We start from the raw sequence: 15,654 nt of genomic DNA on the forward strand, positions 1-15,654 counted from the left end.
CTCAGCGCAGCGCGGCGATGAGGTCGTCGGCGGCGGCGTAGGGGTCGGTCTCCGCGCCGAGCAGCCGCTCGGCGAGCGCGTCGAGGCGGTCGCCGTGGAGCACGGCGAAGCGCGACCTGAGCTGGGCCAGCGCGATGGCCTCGATCTCGTCGCGGGCCCTGGCCAGCCGCCGCCTGCGGGCCTCGCCGGACTCCTCCAGATATGCCTGGTGCTTGTCCAGCGCGGCCAGCAGGTCGTCCGCGCCCTCGCCCTTGGAGGCGACGGTGGTGACGATCGGGGGCCGCCACGGCGTCTCGACGAGGCCCGTCATGTTCCGCAGCTCCCGCACGGTCGTCTGGACGCCGTCGCGGTCGGCCTTGTTCACCACCAGGACGTCGGCGACCTCGAGGATGCCCGCCTTGGCGGCCTGCACGCCGTCGCCCATGCCCGGCGCGAGGATGACGACGGTCGTGTCGGCCAGGCGGGCGATCTCCACCTCGGCCTGCCCGACGCCGACCGTCTCGACGAGGATCACGTCGCACCCGGCGGCCTCCAGCACGCGCAGCGCCTGCGGCGTGGCCCACGCGAGCCCGCCCAGGTGCCCCCGGCTCGACATGCTGCGGATGAAGACGCCGGGGTCGGTCGCGTGGTCCTGCATGCGGACGCGGTCGCCGAGCAGGGCGCCGCCGGTGAACGGGCTGGACGGGTCGACCGCCAGCACCCCCACCGTGCTGCCGCGCCTGCGGAACGCCCGGATGAGCATGCCGGTCGAGGTCGACTTGCCGACGCCGGGAGAGCCGGTCAGGCCGATGACCCTGGCCGGGTGCGGCCGGGCGGCGCCGGTGGCGAGCTCGGCCATCGCCTCGCGCAGCGCACGGCTCGCCGCCGCGGGCGCCGCAGGGTCTCCCCCCGCGGAACCGGCGGAACCGGCGGAACCGGCGGAACCGGCGGCCCGCGCGGTGTTCGCGGCGTTCGCCGCGTTCTCGACGGCGTTCTCCACCAGCGAGATCAGCCGCGCCACCGCGCGCGGCCGTCCCTGCCGCGCCTGGCCGACAAGCTCACGGACGTCCACCTGCGGCTCCGATCAGGCGCCGGGCGCCGGAACCCGGATGATCAGCGCGTCGCCCTGGCCGCCGCCGCCGCACAGGCCGGCCGCGCCGAGGCCGCCGCCGCGCCTCTTCAGCTCGTGGGCCAGCGTCAGCACGATCCGGGCGCCGGACGCGCCGATCGGGTGGCCGAGCGCGATGCCGCCGCCGTTGACGTTGACCTTGTCGAGCGGGACGCCGAGCTCCTTCGCCGACTGCAGCACGACCTGGGCGAACGCCTCGTTGATCTCCAGCAGGTCGAGGTCGCCGACGGTCAGCCCCTGCTTGGCCAGCGCCTGCGTGATGGCGTTGGCGGGCTGGGACTGCAGCGAGTTGTCCGGCCCGGCCACGTTGCCGTGCGCGCCGATCTCGGCCAGCCATTCGAGGCCCAGCTCCTCGGCCTTGGCCTTCGACATCACCACCACGGCGACGGCGCCGTCGGAGATCTGCGAGGCCGATCCGGCCGTGATGGTGCCGTCCTTGGTGAACGCCGGGCGCAGCTTCGCCAGGGCCTCGGCCGTTGTGTCCTTGCGGATGCCCTCGTCGGCGGAGAACAGCACCGGGTCGCCCTTGCGCTGCGGCAGCGGCACCGGGACGATCTCGTCGTCGAACAGGCCCTTCTCGGTGGCCTCGGCGGCGCGCTGGTGCGACCGCGCGGAGAACTCGTCCTGCTCCTCCCGGGTCAGGCCGAGCCTGGCGTTGTGGTGCTCGGTGGACTCCCCCATCGCGATCTGGTCGAACGCGTCGGTGAGCCCGTCGTAGGCCATCGCGTCCAGGATCCCGGCGCTGCCGTACTTCACGCCCTTGCGCAGGCCCGGCAGCAGGTGCGGCGCGTTGGTCATCGACTCCATGCCGCCCGCGACGACGATGTCGAACTCGCCCGCGCGGATGAGCTGGTCGGCCAGCGCGATCGCGTCGAGGCCCGACAGGCAGACCTTGTTGATGGTGAGGGAGGGCACGGTCATGGGGATGCCGGCCTTCACCGCCGCCTGGCGCGAGGGGATCTGACCGGCCCCGGCCTGGAGCACCTGCCCCATGATCACGTACTGGACCTGGCCGGGGGCGACGCCCGCCCGCTCCAGCGCCGCTTTGATCGCGATCCCGCCCAGCTCGACGGCGGACAGGTCGGAGAGTGAGCCGAGAAGCCGTCCGATCGGTGTACGTGCTCCGGCGACGATGACGGAACCAGACATTGAGACCCTCCACTACGAGATCGGGGCGACGGTGTCACCATACCCAGGAGTAGTAAGGCCGTCCGGAAGCGGGCGGCGGGACGGAACGGCGAGGGGAGACGGCGATGCTGCTGCGAATCGACCACGTGGGCGTGGCCTGCCACAACCTGGAAGAGAAGATCGAGTTCTATGAGTCCGTCTTCGGCCTGACCGTCGTCAGCCGGGAGGTGAACGAGGAGCAGGGCGTCCGCGAGGCCATGCTGCACGTGGCCGACGGCGACCAGGGCGCGTCGTATGTCCAGCTCCTCGAACCGCTGCACCCCGACACCGCCGTGGGCAGGTTCCTCGCCAAGCGGGGCGAGGGCGTGCATCATATCGGGTACGGCGTGGCGGACGTCACCAAGGCCCTGGAGGAGATCGGGGCGAAGGGCGTGCGCCTGATCGACGAGCGGCCCAGGCATGGGTCGATGGGAGCCTCGATCGCGTTCCTGCATCCCAAGGACGTGGGAGGGGTTCTCACCGAGCTCGTCGAGACGTCCAGGCGCTAGGCAAACGCAAGAAACGTTCATACGTAACAAGTCGCGCAGAAAGTCGGAGGGGGCCTCCAACGCGGCAGTACCGGAGTACGCTGGCGTACCACCGGACGTGGACGCCAAACCGGCTTCCCCGCCTCGGAACCGACCCCCCGTCCGGCCCCTGTAGCCGTCTCGACAACCAGGATCGAGCCTCATGCAGTCCGACATCGACGCCCAGCTCAACAACTTCTTCGAGGACGCCCCATCTCGCGAATTCGACGTGGTGCTCCGGGGTTATGACCGGCACCAGGTCCACGACCACCTGAAGACCCTCGACACCGAACTGCGTCAGGCCAAGGAACAGGTCAGCGCCCTCCAGCGGGAGCTGTCCGACTCGCAGCGTCAGTTGCAGGAGCAGGAGCGGCCGACGTACTCGGGTCTCGGCGCCCGCATCGAGCAGTTGCTCAGGCTCGCGGAGGAGCAGGCCACCGAGCTCGTCCAGGCGGCCAGGTCGGAGGCGAACGAGATCCGCGCCGCCGCCAAGGTGGACGCCGCCGACCTGCGGGCGGCAGCGGAGAACGAGGCGGCGGAGAAGCGGGCGCTGGCGGCGCGCGAGGCCGAGGAGATGCGCAGCACCGCCGAGCGCGACGCGGAGGAGATCCGGTCGACGGCCAGGCGTGAGTCCGACGAGCTGACCGCCACCACCGAGCGCGAGGTCGCCAAGATCCGCGCCACCGCCGACCACGAGGTCGCGGAGAAGCGGGCGGACGCCGAGCGCGAGATCGCCAAGCTGCGCACCACGACCGAGCGTGAGGTGGCCCAGCTGCGGGCCTCGACCAAGCGCGAGCGCGACGAGGTGCTCACCACGGCCAAGCGTCAGGCGGACGAGATGCGGGCCCAGGCGCAGCGGATCCTGGAGGAGTCGGAGGCCAAGCGCGCCCAGGACGAGGCGGAGTTCGAGATCCAGCTCGCCGCCCGCCGCGAGGAGGCCGAGCGGCAGGAGGCCGAGCGGCACGCCACCGCCCAGGCCAACACCCAGAAGCTGGTCGCCGAGGCCGAGCAGCGCGCCGCCACCGCCGAGCAGCGGGCCGCCAAGGCCACGCAGCAGGCCGAGCAGACCCGCCGCGAGGCCGACACCCACGCCAAGCAGCTGCTGGCCAACGCGCGCAAGAACGCCGACCAGCTCGTGGCCGACGCCAAGACCAGCGCCGACACGATAGTGACCGAGGCGAAGAACGAGGCCGAGCGCACCCGTACGGCGATGCAGCGCCAGGTGGACGAGCTCACCCGCCAGCGCGACAGCATCACCAGCCACCTCGCCCAGCTCCGTCAGCTGCTCGGCGGCGCTCCGCTGCCGGGCATGGACCCGGAGCCGGCGCCCGTGACCGCGGCCCCGCCGAAGCCGGCCCTGTCGGCTCCGCCGGTCGTGGAGAAGCCGGCCGTGCCCTCCACGCCGGCCGTCGAGCCGATCAGCTCCGCCAAGACCGACGACGACGCGGAGTGGTGGCAGGAGTAGTCACTGGCGCATTCGGGGAGTCTGACGGCTGAACGAACGGGGCCCGGCACCGCCGGGCCCCGTTGTCGTGTCCGCGCTCCCGCTTCCCGGCCCAGCCGAGTCAGTCGAGGGACTTGACGAACTCCGCGACGACGCGGTTGAACGCCTCTGGCTGCTCGATGGCGGACAGGTGGCCCGCCTTCTCGATGACGGCGAGCCGTGCCTGCGGGATGGCCTCCACCATCGCCTGGGCGTCCGGGAGCGGCGACAGCTCGTCCTCGTCGCCGACGACGACCAGCGCCGGAACAGCCAGGGACCGCAACGTGCCGAACGCGTCGGGCCGGGCGGCCATCGCCCGCTGGGCCCACGCGACGGCCGCGGGCGGGGCCGCCTGGACGAGCCCGCGGACGCGCCCGAGAACCATCCCCCTGCGCTCCCTGGTGGTCGCGCCGAGCATCGGGGGCAGCGACTCGGTCACGAGGATGCCCGTGCCGCTCTCCAGGACCGCCGCGGCGATCCGCTCCCTGTTCGCCCGGGCCGGCTCTGCGTCGGCCTGGGCCTTGGTGTCGGCGAGGATGAGGCCGCGTACGCGGTCCGGGTGGCGGCGGCACAGCGCCATCGCCACATAGCCGCCCATGGACAGGCCGCCGACCACGGCACGGTCGACGCCCTCCTGGTCGAGCAGGTGCACCACATCGTCGGCCATGAGGTCGATCGAGGGCTCGTCGTCACCGAGCACCGTTCCGCCGAAGCCGCGCAGGTCCGGCGTGATCACCCGGCAGACGGGCGCGAGGCCCTCCCTCTGGGCGAGCCACATCGCGGAGGACAGGGGGAACGCGTGGAGCAGGACGACTGGCAGGCCGCTCCCGGCGGATCGCGAGTAGAGCTGCATGCAGGTCACGGTAACGCGCCGCGCGCCCGCCACCGCCGTTCGTCACCGATTCGCGACCCCAGCCGGCCCGCCCGCCACGCTCAGACCGTGGTCGGCAGCGGCGCGGCGGCCGGGTTCACGCGCTTGACGATCTCGTTCAGCACGATCCGCACGTACGGCTCGCCGACCCACAGGTGCTTGGCCCCCTCCACGCCGACGACCTCCGCCTGCGGCGCCGACGCGAAGCGGCGTGCGGCCTCCTCCGGCCGCAGGTAGTCGTCGTGCTCCGGCACCAGGGCCACCAGCGGGCGGCCGAACTCGCCCCAGGCGACGAGGTCCTTCTCGCCGGCCCGCTTCAGCGGCGGCGACAGCAGGATCGCGCCCCGCACGATCGGGTCGCGCCCCCACTTCAGCGCCAGCTCGGTGCCGAACGACCAGCCGAGCAGCCAGGGGTTCGGCAGGTCGTGGAAGTCGGCGTACTCCAGGGCGGCGGCGACGTCCCACCGCTCCGCCTCGCCGCCGTCGAAGGACCCCTGGGAGGTGCCACGGTCGGAGGTCGTGCCCCGGGTGTTGAAGCGCAGCACCGCGATGTCGGCGAGCGCGGGCAGCCGGTAGGACGCCTTGCGCAGCACGTGGCTGTCCATCATCCCGCCGTGGGTGGGCAGAGGATGCAGGCAGACCAGCGTCGCCACCGGCGGCCGGCTCTCCGGGAGCGCCACCTCGCCGACGAGGGTCAGCCCGTCGGCCGTCTGCAGCTCGATGTCCTCGCGCCGGGCAGGCAGCACCGTGGACGCCCTGATGTCCATTCCCACTCCGAAAGCTCGTGTCAGTAACGGCTGCGGCCCGGACCCCGGTTGGCCCGGTTGCGCCAGCACGTGGTGTGCCAGTGCCGCCGCTCGTCCTCTCCCCCGGACCAGGCCGGCCAACTCACCACGTGCGGCAGCCCGGGCCTGATCTCCTGCTCGCACCCCGGGCACCGGTACGCCTTGCCCTGGGCGGCGCCGGAGACGTTGCGGACGACCCACTCGCCGTCGTGCGCGCTCTCCACGCGGTCCACCCCGGCCACCTGGGGGCCCATCGGCCGTACGGCACGGCCGTCCGGGCGTTCGAACGGGCCGCGGCGGCGGGCACGGCGGGGACTCACGGCGGGCATCCTTCCGGGGGGTTCATGTCAGGCAGAACGGGAGATGACGGCCCATTCTTCCAGCACTGGCTCAACCGGCGTACGCGCGGATGCCCCGGACGCGGGCCGTGACGAGCCGCCGGACCCGGCGACGCCGGGCGCCCGCGACGTCCGCGCCATGACGGACAGTGTCCCAGAACGCCTCCGGACCTCCGTAACCCCGGTAGGGTTGGCGCACATGCGGCTGGTCATCGCGCGGTGCAGCGTGGATTACGTGGGACGGCTCACCGCCCATCTCCCCATGGCACCTCGGCTCATCCTGATGAAGGCGGACGGAAGCGTGTCGATTCACGCGGACGACCGCGCGTTCAAACCCCTGAACTGGATGAACCCTCCCTGCAAGGTCCGCGAGGAGACGATCGACGGGGTGGTCACCTGGTCGGTCGTGCACGGCAAGACCGGTGAGAAGCTCGTGCTGACGATCGAGGAGATCCTGCACGACTCCAGCCACGAGCTGGGCGTCGATCCGGGCCTGCGCAAGGACGGCGTCGAGGCGCACCTGCAGGAACTGCTCGCCGAGCACATCACCACGCTCGGGGACGGCTGGACGCTGGTGCGCAGGGAGTACATGACCGCCATCGGCCCCGTGGACATCCTGTGCCGCGACCACCTCGGCGGCGCGGTCGCCGTCGAGATCAAGCGGCGCGGCGACATCGACGGCGTGGAGCAGCTCACCCGCTACCTCGAACTGCTCAACCGCGATCCGCGCCTGGCTCCGGTCAAGGGGATCTTCGCGGCCCAGGAGATCAAGCCGCAGGCCCGCGTGCTCGCCGCCGACCGCGGCATCGAGTGCGTGACGCTCGACTACGACGCCCTGCGCGGCATCGAGCCGGAGAACCCCACGCTGTTTTGACCCCGGCCCGTGTCCACCGTATGGAGGACACCGGTCATCGTCCGATCGAGGGTGTTCCGTGATCCTCGCGCGGTGGATTCTTGGGGCATGGAACACGCCATACGCGTACGGGGCCTGACGAAACGATACGGCGAGGTCCAGGCCGTCGCGGGCCTGGACCTCGACATCGAGCACGGCGAGGTGTTCGCCGTCCTCGGCCCGAACGGCGCCGGCAAGTCGACAACGGTCGAGATCCTGGAGGGCTACCGCAAACGCGACGCGGGTGAGGTCACCGTGCTGGGGCAGGACCCGGCCCGGCCGACGCGCGAGTGGCGGTCTCGCATCGGCATCGTGCTGCAGACCGCCGACGACCGGGCGGAGCTGACCGTGCGGGAGACCCTGCGGCACTTCGCCACCTACTATGCGAACCCCCGCGATCCTGACGAGCTCATGGAGCAGGTCGGGCTCACCGAGAGCGCGGGCAAACGCATCCGCCAGCTCTCCGGCGGCCAGCGGCGGCGGGTGGACGTCGCCCTCGGCGTCATCGGCCGTCCCGAGCTGCTGTTCCTGGACGAGCCGACGACGGGCTTCGACCCCGAGGCGCGGCGCCGGTTCTGGGAGCTCATCGAGGGACTTGCGCACGACGGCACGACGATCGTGCTGACCACCCACTACCTGGAGGAGGCCGAGACGCTGGCCGACCGGGTGGCGGTCGTGGCACGCGGACGCGTGGTGGCCGAGGGCGACCCCGCCACCCTGGGCGGCCGGGCCACCGCGAAGGCCAGGGTGAGCTGGTCGGACGGCGAGATCGAGACCGACAACCCCACCGCGGCCGTCCTGGAGCTGTCGCGTCGGTACGACGGGGAGATCCCCGGACTCTCCGTCACCCGGCCCACGCTGGAGGACGTCTACCTCCGCCTCATCGACTCAGCGGATCCGCTTGCCGGCGGCGTCCCGGAGACCGCAGTCACGATTGGAAGTGCGTCATGACCGCCACCCCCGCGGCCGTCGTCCCGCGTGCGGCCGCACCCCTGCCGTCCCCGCTCAGGATCGCGCTGGCCCGCGCGGCCGTCGAGACGAAGGTGCTGTTCCGGGAGAGGGACGCCGTCGTCTTCACCTTCGCCTTACCGATCGTGTTCCTGGTGCTGTTCGCCTCGATCTTCTCCGACAGCGCCCAGGGGACCGGCGTCACCGTCGCCCAGCTCTACACCGCCGGCCTGATCGGCTCGGGCGTGATGGGCACGGGGTTCCAGAACCTCGGCATCGGCATCGCCGGCGACCGGGAGGACGGCACGCTGAAGCGGCTCGTCGGGCTGCCGATGCCGCGCGCGGCGTACTTCATCGGGAAGATCGCCAGCGTGCTGGTCATGACGGTGCTCCAGGTGGCCATCCTGCTCACCATCGCCGTGCTGTTCTACGGCCTGGAACTGCCGGCCGAGGTGTCGGCCTGGGCCACGTTCGCCTGGGTGTTCGTGCTCGGCGTGTCGGCGGCGTCCGTGCTCGGCATCGCCGTCAGCGGCCTGCCCCGCTCCGGCAAGAGCGCGACCGCGGTGATCAGCCTGCCCTTCGTGGTGCTGCAGTTCGTCTCCGGGGTCTTCATCCCCATCACGGAGCTGCCCGACTGGCTGGTCAACGCCGCCTCGATCTTCCCGCTGAAGTGGATGTGCCAGGGGTTCCGGTCCGTCTTCCTGGGCGACGCGGGGGCCGCCCTGGAGCTGACCGGGTCGTACGCGCTGGGCAAGATCGCCCTGGTCCTGGCCGCCTGGCTGGTCGGCGGTCTCGTGCTGTGCGTGACGACGTTCCGCTGGAAGGGGCGGCGCGACGGATGAGCCCGATCGCGGAGCGCGGCGCCGGCCGATCTCCGGGCAGGCGGGGCCCCGCCCCTGGCGCCGGGTGCGCGAGGCCCGGAGGGACCGCCACGGACGCGCACGCCTGGAAGACCTCCGCCGGGTGGGAGCTCCTCTTCGGCCTGACCCTGGCCGTCACCGCCGTGTTCGTCGCCGTGACCGACGCGCCGGTGGCGGCCAGGGCCGCGGCCGTCGGCGGGCTCGCGGTGCTCACCGTGGCGTACGCGCTGCTCGGGCGCCGGTCGATGATGCTGGACGGCGAGGAGGACCGCCGGGCCCTGCTCTACTGGGCCCTGGTGGTGGCGGTCTTCGTCCCGGCGGCGCTCCTGGTGTCGTCGGTGTCGTTCGTGCTGTTCGCCCTGTGCCCGCAGGCGTTCATGATGCTGCGGGTGCGGCGCGCCGTCGTGGTCGTGCTGATCCTCAACCTCGCCCCGGTCTGCCGGTTCCTGGTGAACGCCCGGTGGGACCGGGACGAGGTGGTGATGTTCGCCGGCTCGGTGGCGCTGATCCTGACGTTCACGCTGGTCTTCGGGCCGTGGATCACCCGGATCATCGAGCAGAGCGCGGAGCGCGCCCGGCTCATCACCGAGCTGGAGTCGAGCCGGGCCGAGATCGCGCGCCTGTCGGCGGAGCGGGGCGCGCTCACCGAGCGGGAGCGGCTGGCCGGGGAGATCCACGACACCCTGGCCCAGGGGCTGACGAGCATCATCATGCTCGTCCAGGCGGCCCAGGCCCAGCCCGACCCCTCGCGCCATCTCGCCCTCGCCGTACGGACCGCACGGGAGAACCTGGCCGAGGCCCGCGGCCTGATCGAGGCGCTCACACCGGCGCCGCTCGACGGCTCCACGTTGGAGGAGGCGCTGCGGCGGGTCACCGCCAGGCTCGGGGAGGAGGCGGGCATCGGCGCGGTGTTCACGGTGGAGGGCGCGTCGCGGCCGCTGCCCGCCGGCGTCGAGGTGGTGCTCCTGCGGGCCGCCCAGGAGGGCCTGGCGAACGTGCGCAGGCACGCCGAAGCAGCCTCGTCGGTCGCGGTGACCCTGGAGTACGGCCCCTGCCACGTCACGCTCCGGGTCGGCGACGACGGCGCGGGGTTCCGCACGGGAGCCGAACACGGATACGGTCTGCGCGCGATGCGGTCGCGGGTCGAGCAGGAGGGCGGCACGTTCGGCGTCGAGAGCCTCCCCGGCCGGGGCACCACCCTCAGCGTCACCGTGCGCTCCTCCCCCGCCGCCGATCCCGGTGATCCCGCCGAATCCGACACGACAGTCCCTTGAGCCGCAGGGAGCACGCCATGTCCGCCTCGTCCCTTCCGCCCGTCTCGTCCGCGTCCGCCGACCCCGTGGTCCGCGTGCTGATCGTCGACGACCACCCCGTCGTACGCGAGGGGTTGCGCGGGATGCTGGAGTCCGATCCGGCGATCACGGTGGCCGGCGAGGCGGGATCCGGCGAGGAGGCCGTGGCCCGCGCCGCGGCGCTCGTACCCGACGTCGTCCTGATGGACCTGCGGATGCCCGGCGGGGACGGCGTGAGCGCGACGACGCGCATCCTCGCGGCCCGGCCCGAGATCCGGGTGATCGTGCTCACGACCTACGAGACCGACCAGGACATCGTCCGGGCCGTCGAAGCCGGCGCCGCCGGCTACCTGCTGAAGGACACCTCCCGGGCCGACCTGCTCGCCGCGATCACCGCCGCGACGCGCGGGGAGACCGTGCTGTCGCCCTCGGTGGCCACCAAGCTCGTCACCCGCCTGCGCGCCCCCGCCGCGACCGCGCTGTCCCGGCGTGAGACGGAGGTGCTGGCGCTGGTCGCGCGGGGGCTGACCAACGCGGAGATCGGCAAGGCGCTGTTCATCAGTGAGACCACGGTGAAGACGCATCTGCTGCGGGTCTTCACGAAACTCGGCGTCTCCGACCGCACCGCCGCGGTGACGACCGCCCTGGCGCGCGGGCTGCTGTAATTGCCGATGCAATTGCAGCGAGGCCCGTGTATCTCAATTGGTAAGCGTGCTGACCTCTTGACGGCCTTGTCAAGCTAATGACCGTCTTTGGCATAGCCCGAAAGTGCTTATTTCTCAGCACTTCCGCAAAAAGGATCTTGCGTTCATAATGGGGACTTCTGGGGGGACCATGACAGGGTGAGGTGAAAAGTGGCGGGACGGGACTATCGGGGGATGTCGGCTGCCGAAAGGCTTGCAGACAGGAGGGAAAGGCTCATATCGGCCGCATACACCCTGTTCGCCCAACCCGGCTTCCACGCCACCACCATCGAGAGGCTGTGCGCGACGGCGCGCATCTCCAATCGCGCCTTCTACGAATGCTTCTCCAGCCGTGAAGACCTGATGCGCGCGGTTTACGAGCGGTGCATCGAGGAGACCCTCGCGTCGGTCACCGAGGCCATCGACACGGCCCCGCCCACGCTCGACGACAGAATCGTCGCCGGCATCGGCGAATACATCCGCTTCGTCACCAAGGACGTGCGGCGCGCCCGTCTGATGCACCTGGAGGTACGGCGGGCGGGCAACGTGCTCAGCGGCGCCCGTCAGCAGGCGGTGGCGTCGTTCACCAAGGTCATAGAGTCCTCGGCGCGGGGTGCGGCCCGCATGCCTCCCCTCGATCTCCACCTGCTGGCGCTCGGCCTCATCGGCGCCATCACCGAGTTACTCATCGAGTGGGTGATGACCGAACCGTCCCCACCCACGGAACAGCTGGTCGACACCGCCGTGTACATCTTCCGCCGCACCTTCTCCTCCGACGGTCCCCTGACGGCCTCCTCCCAGTGACCCGTGGCGGCCTCCTCCCGGCGAAGCGGAGCGCGGCGACTACCCTGAGCGGCATGACCCGAGCCGACAACGACAAGCCGGTCGTCCTGTCCAAGATCTACACGAAGACGGGCGACGACGGCACGACCGCACTGGGCGACATGAGCCGCACCCGCAAGACCGACCCCCGCCTGGCCGCCTACGCGGACGTGGAGGAGGCCAACGCCGCCATCGGCGTCGCTCTCGCCACAGGCGGCCTGTCCGAGGACGTCACGGCCGTCCTGAGCCGGGTGCAGAACGAGTTGTTCGACGTCGGCGCCGATCTGTGCACCCCTGTCGTCGAGAACCTCGAATTTCCGCCGCTGCGGGTCGAGGAGCCGTACGTCGCCTGGCTGGAGGAGCAGTGCGACCGGTTCAACGCGGAGCTGAAGCCGCTGCGCAGCTTCATCCTGCCCGGTGGCGCACCCGCCACGGCCTTCCTCCACCTCGCCCGCACGGTCGTACGGCGGGCCGAGCGGTCGGCCTGGGCGGCGCTGGAGGCGCACGACGACGTGAACCCCCTGACGGCCACGTATCTGAACCGCCTGTCCGACCTGATGTTCATCCTCTGCCGCGTGGCCTCCGCCGGCGACGAGATCCTCTGGAAGCCCGGCGCCACCCGCTGAGTCGCTGTAAAACTGCCCGCGCGCGGTCAGGCGGCGTCGAGGTGGGCGCTCGGCGGGGCGGACTCCAGCCAGGCGAGGAAGCCGGTGAGGGCGTCCTCGCTCATCGCGAGCGACAGCGGGCCGCGCTCGGCGGAGCAGACGACGGTCCAGTAGCCGGCGGGGCCCTCACCCGTGTCGAGCATCCTCCGGCTGGAAACGGTGAGGCCGCGCCTCGCGATCGCGTGGCGCGGCCTCAGACCGAGTCCCAGGAACGGGATCCAGTGGAGCTCTCCCCCTACGTAGCGGGCGACCCCGCTCTTCCAGCCCCCCTGGCCGTCCCGTACTCGACAGACGATCGTGCCCCGGGCCCGTGCCAGGACGAAGCCCCGGATGACGAGGAGCGCGGCCACGGCGAAGACGCCCGTGAGTATCCCAAGCGCCGCCACTGGCCGCCCTCCTCCTGTCGTGTCAGACCTCTTCGCCGGCCGCCCGCAGCCGGGCAGCCGCACGCTTGGCCTGCAGTCGTGCGTCCGTGTCCTCCTGGTCGGCCTCGATCGAGGCCTGAGCACGCTGCAGCGCGTCCTTGGCCCGCGCGACGTCGACCTCGGAGCCGAGCTCGGCCGCCTCCGCCAGGATCGACACGTCGTTGTCGGCGACGGAGATGAATCCGCCGTGCACCGCGGCCACGAGGTCGCCTTCGTCGCCGCGCTTGACGCGCAGCACCCCGCCCTCGACGAGGACACCGAGAACGGGAGCGTGGTTCGGCATAATACCGATCTCGCCGTCCACGGTCTTGGCAATGACCATGTCGGCCTCGCCCGTCCAGATCTCACGTTCCGGCGACACGACGCCCACGCGAAGCTTTGCCACTTCTCAGCTCCCTTTCGACGGACGCCTGTACGGCGCGGCCGCGGCCGTGCCGTACAGGCGTCGAAGGCGTCCTAGCGCTCGAGTTCCTTCGCCTTGGCGATGGCCTGCTCGATGCCGCCGACCATGAAGAAGGCCTGCTCGGGCAGGTGGTCGTACTCGCCGGCGCACAGGCCCTTGAACGAGGCGATGGTCTCGTCCAGCGGCACGAACTCGCCCGGCTGGCCGGTGAACGCCTCGGCGGCGTACATCGGGTGGGACAGGAACCGCTCGATGCGGCGCGCCCGCTGAACGGTGACCTTGTCCTCTTCGGAGAGCTCGTCGATGCCCAGGATGGCGATGATGTCCTGCAGTTCCTTGTACTTCTGCAGGATTCGCTTGGTCTCCTGGGCGACCGCGTAGTGCTCCTCACCGATGATCTGCGGGTCGAGGATCCGCGAGGAGGAGTCGAGCGGGTCCACCGCGGGGTAGATGCCCTTCTCCGAGATCGGCCGGGACAGAACGGTCTGCGCGTCGAGGTGCGCGAACGCGTTGTGCGGCGCCGGGTCGGTGATGTCGTCCGCGGGCACGTAGATCGCCTGCATGGAGGTGATCGAGTGACCGCGGGTGGAGGTGATGCGCTCCTGGAGCACGCCCATCTCGTCGGCGAGGGTCGGCTGGTAACCCACGGCGGACGGCATGCGGCCGAGCAGCGTGGACACCTCGGAACCCGCCTGGGTGAAGCGGAAGATGTTGTCGATGAACAGCAGCACGTCCTGCTTCTGCACGTCGCGGAAGTACTCCGCCATGGTCAGAGCGGACAGCGCCACCCGCAGACGGGTGCCCGGGGGCTCGTCCATCTGGCCGAAGACGAGCGCGGTGTCCTTGAGGACGTCCGCCTCCTCCATCTCCAGCCACAGGTCGTTGCCCTCACGGGTGCGCTCGCCGACGCCCGCGAACACCGAGGTGCCCGAGAACTTCAGCGCGACGCGGCGGATCATCTCCTGGATCAGAACGGTCTTGCCGACGCCCGCGCCGCCGAACAGACCGATCTTGCCGCCCTTCACGTACGGCGTGAGCAGGTCGATGACCTTGATGCCGGTGGGCAGCATCTCCGTACGGGCCTCGAGCTGGTCGAACGCCGGGGCCGGACGGTGGATCGGCCACCGCTCGTTGACCTCGATGGAGGCCTTGGGCGCGTCCAGCGGCTCGCCCAGCGCGTTCCACACGTGGCCCTTGACCGAGTCGCCGACCGGCACCGAGATCGCCGCACCGGTGTCGGTCACGGCCGCACCGCGGACCAGGCCGTCGGTGGGCTGCATCGAGATGGCCCGGACGATGTTGTCGCCGAGGTGCTGGGCGACCTCCAGCGTCAGGGTCTTGGTCTCGCCGCCGAGCGTGACGTCGACGGTGAGCGCGTTGTAGATGTCCGGCATGGCCTCGACGGGGAACTCCACGTCGACGACCGGACCGGTGACGCGGGCGACACGGCCCACGGTGGTCTCAACAGTCTGTGCGGTCATTTCACTCTTTCCCCGCTGCGGCGTCAGCCAGCGCGTTCGCGCCACCGACGATCTCGCTGATTTCCTGGGTGATCTCGGCCTGACGCGCCTGGTTCATCTGCTGGGTGAACACGCGGATGAGCTCGTTGGCGTTGTCGGTGGCCGACTTCATCGCGCGGCGCCGGGCGGCGTGCTCGGAGGCGGCCGACTGCAGCAACGCGTTGTAGATGCGCGACTCGATGTAGCGCGGCAGCAGCGAGTCGAGCACGTCACCGGCCGTCGGCTCGAACTCGTAGTAGGGCGGGATGCCCTCCGGGGGCGTCTCCGCCTCCTCGACCTCGAGCGGCAGGATCCGCTTGACGATCACGTTCTGCGTCAGCATCGAGACGAACCCGGTGTAGACGACGTGGATCTCGTCGATCCCGTCCTCCGCCTTGAACGCCGTGATGAGCGCGTCGGCGATCTCCTTGGCGTTGGCGTAGGTCGGGTTGTCGGAGAAGCCGTCCCACTCGCCGAACATCTCCCGGCTGCGGAAGCGGTGCCAGGTGAGGCCCTTGCGGCCCACGACGTACGGCTTCACGGTCAGGCCGCGCCCGGTCAGGTGGCCCTTCAGCGCGTCGGCCTCACGGAGGATGTTGGCGTTGTAGCCGCCGGCGAAGCCGCGGTCGCTGGTGACGATCAGGACGCCGGCCGATGCCGGCTGCTCCTTGGCCACCGTGAGCGGGTGGTCGACGTTCGTCGTGTTCGACAGGACCGCCGACACCGCGTGGGTGATCTCCCGCTCGTACGGCACGGCCGCCTGCATCCGCTGCTGCGCCTTGACGATGCGCGACGAGGCGATCAGCTCCTGCGCGCGGGTGATCTTCGCGGTGGACTTGACCGACTTGATCCGCCGCCGCAGCTGTCGAAGCTGGGCACCCATGGG

18 protein-coding genes are annotated in these 15,654 nt (G+C 71.1%); 9 read left to right on the forward strand and 9 right to left on the reverse strand.

The window, feature by feature from the left end:
• Position 1: 1 nt before the first annotated feature.
• Together meaB and FLW16_RS13410 are read right to left on the reverse strand one after the other, a co-directional pair.
• Positions 2-1,051, reverse strand: a complete 1,050-nt coding sequence (meaB, locus tag FLW16_RS13405) for a methylmalonyl Co-A mutase-associated GTPase MeaB (RefSeq protein ID WP_260615227.1) — start codon at positions 1,049-1,051, stop codon at positions 2-4.
• 12 nt (positions 1,052-1,063) lie between these two features.
• On the reverse strand, positions 1,064-2,257 hold the full coding sequence (locus FLW16_RS13410; protein WP_142560329.1) for an acetyl-CoA C-acetyltransferase: 1,194 nt from the start codon (positions 2,255-2,257) through the stop codon (positions 1,064-1,066).
• A 104-nt stretch (positions 2,258-2,361) separates the two neighbouring features.
• On the opposite strand from FLW16_RS13410, the gene mce reads away from it, so the two are divergent.
• The gene (gene mce / locus FLW16_RS13415) at positions 2,362-2,784 is read left to right on the forward strand and encodes a methylmalonyl-CoA epimerase (protein ID WP_139575889.1); all 423 of its coding nucleotides are present in this window, start codon (positions 2,362-2,364) and stop codon (positions 2,782-2,784) included.
• 181 nt (positions 2,785-2,965) lie between these two features.
• A complete protein-coding gene (locus FLW16_RS13420; RefSeq protein ID WP_142560330.1) occupies positions 2,966-4,267 on the forward strand; it encodes a DivIVA domain-containing protein in 1,302 nt (433 codons plus the stop codon).
• Positions 4,268-4,367: 100 nt separating this feature from the next.
• Here the strand turns inward: FLW16_RS13420 and FLW16_RS13425 are convergent, their stop codons facing one another.
• From FLW16_RS13425 to FLW16_RS13435, 3 genes are all read right to left on the reverse strand, one after another.
• Entirely contained in the window at positions 4,368-5,138 is a 771-nt protein-coding gene (locus FLW16_RS13425) for an alpha/beta fold hydrolase (RefSeq protein WP_142560331.1), read from the reverse strand.
• Between the two features lie 80 nt (positions 5,139-5,218).
• Positions 5,219-5,923: an alpha/beta hydrolase gene (locus FLW16_RS13430; protein ID WP_142560332.1), complete on the reverse strand. Its 705-nt coding sequence runs from the start codon at positions 5,921-5,923 to the stop codon at positions 5,219-5,221.
• A gap of 20 nt (positions 5,924-5,943) precedes the next feature.
• Complete coding sequence (locus FLW16_RS13435; protein WP_396686187.1) at positions 5,944-6,270, reverse strand: ATP/GTP-binding protein; 327 nt, start codon at positions 6,268-6,270, stop codon at positions 5,944-5,946.
• A gap of 208 nt (positions 6,271-6,478) precedes the next feature.
• Between FLW16_RS13435 and nucS the strand changes: the two genes are divergently transcribed.
• From nucS to FLW16_RS13470, 7 genes are all read left to right on the forward strand, one after another.
• Positions 6,479-7,153, forward strand: a complete 675-nt coding sequence (nucS, locus tag FLW16_RS13440) for an endonuclease NucS (RefSeq protein ID WP_139575885.1) — start codon at positions 6,479-6,481, stop codon at positions 7,151-7,153.
• 87 nt (positions 7,154-7,240) lie between these two features.
• Complete coding sequence (locus FLW16_RS13445; RefSeq protein ID WP_142560333.1) at positions 7,241-8,122, forward strand: ABC transporter ATP-binding protein; 882 nt, start codon at positions 7,241-7,243, stop codon at positions 8,120-8,122.
• Positions 8,119-8,961 carry an ABC transporter permease gene (locus tag FLW16_RS13450; RefSeq protein ID WP_142560334.1) on the forward strand — a complete coding sequence of 281 codons (843 nt, stop codon included), beginning with the start codon at positions 8,119-8,121 and terminating at the stop codon, positions 8,959-8,961. Before FLW16_RS13445 ends, FLW16_RS13450 begins: the two co-directional genes overlap by 4 nt.
• A complete protein-coding gene (locus tag FLW16_RS13455) occupies positions 8,958-10,253 on the forward strand; it encodes a sensor histidine kinase (RefSeq protein WP_142560335.1) in 1,296 nt (431 codons plus the stop codon). Before FLW16_RS13450 ends, FLW16_RS13455 begins: the two co-directional genes overlap by 4 nt.
• Before the next feature lie 65 nt (positions 10,254-10,318).
• Positions 10,319-10,936, forward strand: coding sequence for a response regulator transcription factor (locus tag FLW16_RS13460; protein ID WP_142560415.1), 618 nt, complete (start codon positions 10,319-10,321; stop codon positions 10,934-10,936).
• A 189-nt stretch (positions 10,937-11,125) separates the two neighbouring features.
• Entirely contained in the window at positions 11,126-11,758 is a 633-nt protein-coding gene (locus FLW16_RS13465; protein WP_260615228.1) for a TetR/AcrR family transcriptional regulator, read from the forward strand.
• 53 nt (positions 11,759-11,811) lie between these two features.
• On the forward strand, positions 11,812-12,402 hold the full coding sequence (locus tag FLW16_RS13470; protein ID WP_142560337.1) for a cob(I)yrinic acid a,c-diamide adenosyltransferase: 591 nt from the start codon (positions 11,812-11,814) through the stop codon (positions 12,400-12,402).
• A gap of 26 nt (positions 12,403-12,428) precedes the next feature.
• On the opposite strand, the gene FLW16_RS13475 is transcribed toward FLW16_RS13470, so the two are convergent.
• The 4 genes from FLW16_RS13475 to FLW16_RS13490 all read right to left on the reverse strand — a co-directional run bounded on the left by FLW16_RS13475 (position 12,429) and on the right by FLW16_RS13490 (position 15,651).
• A complete protein-coding gene (locus FLW16_RS13475) occupies positions 12,429-12,827 on the reverse strand; it encodes a DUF2550 domain-containing protein (RefSeq protein ID WP_142560338.1) in 399 nt (132 codons plus the stop codon).
• A 22-nt stretch (positions 12,828-12,849) separates the two neighbouring features.
• Positions 12,850-13,251 carry a F0F1 ATP synthase subunit epsilon gene (locus FLW16_RS13480; protein WP_142560339.1) on the reverse strand — a complete coding sequence of 134 codons (402 nt, stop codon included), beginning with the start codon at positions 13,249-13,251 and terminating at the stop codon, positions 12,850-12,852.
• Between the two features lie 71 nt (positions 13,252-13,322).
• Complete coding sequence (gene atpD, locus FLW16_RS13485) at positions 13,323-14,750, reverse strand: F0F1 ATP synthase subunit beta (RefSeq protein WP_142560340.1); 1,428 nt, start codon at positions 14,748-14,750, stop codon at positions 13,323-13,325.
• A 1-nt stretch (position 14,751) separates the two neighbouring features.
• Positions 14,752-15,651, reverse strand: coding sequence for a F0F1 ATP synthase subunit gamma (locus tag FLW16_RS13490; RefSeq protein ID WP_142560341.1), 900 nt, complete (start codon positions 15,649-15,651; stop codon positions 14,752-14,754).
• Positions 15,652-15,654: the final 3 nt, after the last annotated feature.

The sequence above is a fragment of the Microbispora sp. KK1-11 genome (genome assembly GCF_006874435.1).
In the GTDB taxonomy this organism is placed as follows: domain Bacteria; phylum Actinomycetota; class Actinomycetes; order Streptosporangiales; family Streptosporangiaceae; genus Microbispora; species Microbispora catharanthi.

Excerpts from the sequence above, each read along its gene's own strand:
- FLW16_RS13410 (WP_142560329.1), bottom strand. The coding sequence starts at position 2,257 with ATGTCTGGTTCCGTCATCGTCGCCGGAGCACGTACACCGATCGGACGG.
- mce (WP_139575889.1), top strand. The coding sequence starts at position 2,362 with ATGCTGCTGCGAATCGACCACGTGGGCGTGGCCTGCCACAACCTGGAA.
- FLW16_RS13420 (WP_142560330.1), top strand. The coding sequence starts at position 2,966 with ATGCAGTCCGACATCGACGCCCAGCTCAACAACTTCTTCGAGGACGCC.
- FLW16_RS13425 (WP_142560331.1), bottom strand. The coding sequence starts at position 5,138 with ATGCAGCTCTACTCGCGATCCGCCGGGAGCGGCCTGCCAGTCGTCCTG.
- FLW16_RS13430 (WP_142560332.1), bottom strand. The coding sequence starts at position 5,923 with ATGGACATCAGGGCGTCCACGGTGCTGCCTGCCCGGCGCGAGGACATC.
- FLW16_RS13435 (WP_396686187.1), bottom strand. The coding sequence starts at position 6,270 with ATGCCCGCCGTGAGTCCCCGCCGTGCCCGCCGCCGCGGCCCGTTCGAA.
- nucS (WP_139575885.1), top strand. The coding sequence starts at position 6,479 with ATGCGGCTGGTCATCGCGCGGTGCAGCGTGGATTACGTGGGACGGCTC.
- FLW16_RS13445 (WP_142560333.1), top strand. The coding sequence starts at position 7,241 with ATGGAACACGCCATACGCGTACGGGGCCTGACGAAACGATACGGCGAG.
- FLW16_RS13450 (WP_142560334.1), top strand. The coding sequence starts at position 8,119 with ATGACCGCCACCCCCGCGGCCGTCGTCCCGCGTGCGGCCGCACCCCTG.
- FLW16_RS13455 (WP_142560335.1), top strand. The coding sequence starts at position 8,958 with ATGAGCCCGATCGCGGAGCGCGGCGCCGGCCGATCTCCGGGCAGGCGG.
- FLW16_RS13470 (WP_142560337.1), top strand. The coding sequence starts at position 11,812 with ATGACCCGAGCCGACAACGACAAGCCGGTCGTCCTGTCCAAGATCTAC.
- atpD (WP_142560340.1), bottom strand. The coding sequence starts at position 14,750 with ATGACCGCACAGACTGTTGAGACCACCGTGGGCCGTGTCGCCCGCGTC.
- FLW16_RS13490 (WP_142560341.1), bottom strand. The coding sequence starts at position 15,651 with ATGGGTGCCCAGCTTCGACAGCTGCGGCGGCGGATCAAGTCGGTCAAG.